The following is a 4,145-nucleotide window of genomic DNA, read 5'->3' on the forward strand; positions in this document are numbered from 1 at the left end:
GAATTAAAAATAGTCATTCATATAGCATTCTCTTTATCTTATCTCTATACCATAATGCCGTCCGGGCATCGTTCAGCCAATTATATTGACCGATTGGATATGATCCTCTCATCTGCTCCATTTCATTAACTGTCAACGTTATTCTTTCCAATGCTGAAAGAATATCCTCTTTCAACATTTCAGGATATGACTTTTTATCTCCCGTATATATTCTTATTCCATAATACGCCGTACACACAGCTTCATGCAAAGAAGCGGTAAGATAGGTACGATAAAAAAGCTGTTGCAATTCGTTATATGCAACAGAATCTAATACAGGTTTCGTTTTTTCTATTTCTGACAATGCTTCGGCAGCAAGCCTGACTCCATATCGCTTTTCCGTTACTATATATCGGTAATATAAACTGTCCATCTTCTCACCGACATCCATCCATCGTCTATCAAAAACTTCTTTTACTTCAACAAATGACGGAGAAAACCATGACTTGAATTGTACCGGAGCTATGTGATTTACAATATCTTTCCAATAATGGAAGGTTCTATTTACATCATGTTCTACCCGAACGACCGGAGGATCTATCCATCGACCCGACACATGCCGACTATAGCCCCATTTATTATTTTCATAGTTCAACGAAGAGTGATCTGTAAGATTTGTGCCTAATGTATAGAAAACAGACGTCACTATATCGAATGCTTTCTGAAAAGCTTTTTTTACCGGCAATAAAACAGCTTTGCCATATTCCGACTCTATAAATTCGTTATATACCCGATCTACAGAAATTTTCGGATCTTTCGTCATTCGTTTCAAGGCGTACAATTGGATAGCATTAGCAGTGTTTACAATACTCGTATTCCCATATCGATCGGTACGGGCTACATATCCGGTTACATTAGGACAATGTATATAGCTATTCCATCTTTTCATTACATGTTCAGGCCAAGTATTCGCCACCACTCCCTGTCCGCTGTATTCATTGCCTAAATCAAATTCTACAATGACAGGACGATCCATCTTCTGTATATAATAATTATCCGGATGAGTCAGAAAAAAATCATGAGGTGTCTCTTTCATCATCAAAATCACCTCATCATATTTCAGATACTCGATACAACCCGTTGTGCCTTTATATTCCTCTTCAGAATAAGCAAATGTACGGATATACAATTTCTTTTTTCTTTCACCGATAAGTACATCTGAAATGGCATTCACCACTGCTGCCAACTTCTCTTCCGAAGATTTCATTTTCTTAGAGAACTGCCTCTCCGCATAAGCTCCGGTTTCGATAAAAGTCAGGACAAGCCCGTCTGCCTCTGAAACCCGATCGAGCATCTGACGATAATCGTCTTTCAACCATTCCCAAAATTCAGGATTATCCAAGTCTATCGTTCCTCCGGGACCGGTTCTGAAACGTTCAGGATAATAATCTATATTATACAAACTATGATCCCATAGCAAAACTTCGTTTATTCCCTCCGAATGAGCCAAATTTACAAGCTCATTGACTTGTGCGCACACTTTTTCATTCTTTATTTCTCTCAAATCATGGATAATCTCATGAGATAGCTGAAGCTGATTTATGTCATACTCTTTCGCTGCTTTTATCGTCTGAATAGCAGCATTCATATCATCTGATAAAATAATCCATCCCCGAACATCTTTATTATTAAACTGATCCGGAAGAGTTTTTCCTAAGGTCACACAGACAGGACACAATAAAAAAAGGACAAACAATACAAAACTGAAATTTTTCATGAAACTTATTTTTTTTCATTATTATCGGCGATAGACTTTCATTAGCTTTTCTTCATAAGGTATAGGATAGGCCGTTATCCAAACTTCCGGTTTCAAATTCAATTTATCAGATTCATAACCCAACACAAAAACTTCTATCTGCTTTCCTTCCATACTTTTATCTAAAGGGAAAAAATAAGTATAATCAGAATCAGACAAGACTGTTGCATTTTCCCACGGATTGGCAGGATAAGACACGGCCCTTGATGCAGCACCTATATATCGACCATCAACTTTTAAAGTTGCATACGCTCCTTCGATCCCATGTCTGCCATTGATCGCAACACAAAGATAGCTGCCCTTAGGCACTTGTCGCAAACTAAAATTACCATTCCATGCCCCCGCACATTTCACGGCATCAGCAAACAGATTACTGGCTCTGAAATTTTCCGAATTCAGTTTTTTCCCACCTGCATATACTTCGACTTCGGCAATAGCTTCAGGAAACGGATTCAATTTCAGATAACGCATTTCTTTTCCGATCTTCAGATTCATCGTCGTATCTGCCAAAAATAAAATAGATTCCCATGTTTTCAAATCGGAAGAGATTCTGGCAAAATTACCCTCTGCCATCATCAATGGTTGCAACATATATTCATTATTCACTTTTATACGGATACTATCCACAAACAATGAATGTCCAAGATCTAATCGAAAGCAACCGCCCTTTATCCGACGACCTCCTTTAATTTTAGATACCCCGAAAAGCGTATTCATACGTCCATCGAACAAATTTTTATCCCAAACACCACGATTGATAAATGCAGGTTGAGTAAAAAAGGCTTCACGTGCAGCCTTTACTTGCGCAATTTTCGTATTACCAGACCGATACAAAGATCGCACTTCCAAAGCATTATTATCTGCCGCAAAAACCGTTGCTTCATATAAAGCAGCAACATCCCGAGGAATAAAACCGGGAAATAGTTCTACAAGTTTTCTATGATAAAATTCGGTATATTTCTCACCGGGAAACGAAATCTTAACACCATTTTTCCGAGTCACGGATTTTGTCACATCCTTTCCCGAAATCTCGACTTTCTCTATATCGGAAACACCCGTTAAACGGATATTCACCTCTGTTCCCGGGAATCCCAATAATCTCATCTCTACAGGCTTCCCCGGAACATCTTTTATAATCTCAAAATCAACACCCTCTACTCCGATTTCTTCTATACACTTATCCGATGAGACCGATAAAAGTAAAGAACGGAACGGTAAAACTATCACTTCGACAGACTGACCATACGAATATATACCCGATATTCGCTCCACAGGATGGTACATCCTACATACTACCCTCTTTCCTTTTTTCAATCCGATCTCTTCATCTAATCTGACAGTAATCGTTCGAGGCAACCAACTCAAATTTCTTAAAGTAACTACTCTCACTGAATCATTACCTCGCGATACGGCATATTCTCCATAACTTTCCGGCAACTTCGTTCCACTGATTAAGCATTCAGCGAATCTCTTATGCAGGTTAAAGATTCTTGCCAACTTGGGATATTCTTCATCGGATAACAACCACGGATTTCCATAAATCTGAGGAGACAGAATCAGCGCTCTGTTGAAAGCCTGCAACACTAACTCATCTTCCCAATAGTCCAAACAAGAAGACAAACACACACCATGATCTTCGGTAAGTCTCCTCAAATCCGGAGCATGTCCCCGACTCATAGCTCCTACTCGATTGTGAGTAGCCGCTACGGTATTGCTCGAATTAACATCGATATAACTTTCTCTTCCCTCCCACAAAAATGTAGTTGCATACTCTTCGGCTTTTTTGAGTCCCAAACGATGATTCAGCAAAATCAAATCAGGAGAATATTCTCTGCACTGCTTCATCATTTCTATAAACATACTTTCCTTATCTTCTCTCAAAGGTCCGCAAACCGCATCAAATTTAAACAAAGCCCAATGATAATCACGGCATAGAGATACCAACATATCTTTTCTCCGTTGAGCACTCTTCTGTGTATTCCCAAAACCGTCCGGTCCTCCCCACATTCCCAAGCGCATACCATTTTTCCGAGCTTTTCTATATACGGTATCTAATCCGTCAGGAAATTTCTGTTTGAAACGTATCGACTCCATATCTCCGTAAAAATTTTTTCCATCGATCAAACCTGCATCGAAAGCATAAATGTCCAGCTCCATCCCGTATTCGTTCCGAAGCCATTCAAAGAAATCCATATTTATAAGAGTCTGTTTTTCCGAAGGGCCTTCATTCGTATTGTTAATCCATGAGAAATACTCCGAACGAGACAAACTTTTTTCATCAGCTCCGCGATTGACAACCTCTTGAGAAAACAAGTGACTACAAACAAATAATACGCATAATATACATGTG

Annotated in this window: 2 protein-coding genes; both read right to left on the reverse strand. The window is 39.1% G+C overall.

Going from position 1 to position 4,145, the window contains the following annotated elements:
- Window positions 1-13: 13 nt before the first annotated feature.
- On the reverse strand, window positions 14-1,756 hold the full coding sequence (locus AC1WHX_RS10920) for a hypothetical protein (RefSeq protein WP_302545318.1): 1,743 nt from the start codon (window positions 1,754-1,756) through the stop codon (window positions 14-16).
- Window positions 1,757-1,777: 21 nt separating this feature from the next.
- On the reverse strand, window positions 1,778-4,145 hold a 2,368-nt coding region (locus tag AC1WHX_RS10925; protein ID WP_481229342.1), incomplete at its 5' end, for a hypothetical protein.

The sequence above is a fragment of the Coprobacter sp. genome (assembly GCF_982436375.1).

Coding starts and splice junctions, on each gene's coding strand:
- AC1WHX_RS10920 (WP_302545318.1), bottom strand. CDS start 1,756: ATGAAAAATTTCAGTTTTGTATTGTTTGTCCTTTTTTTATTGTGTCCT.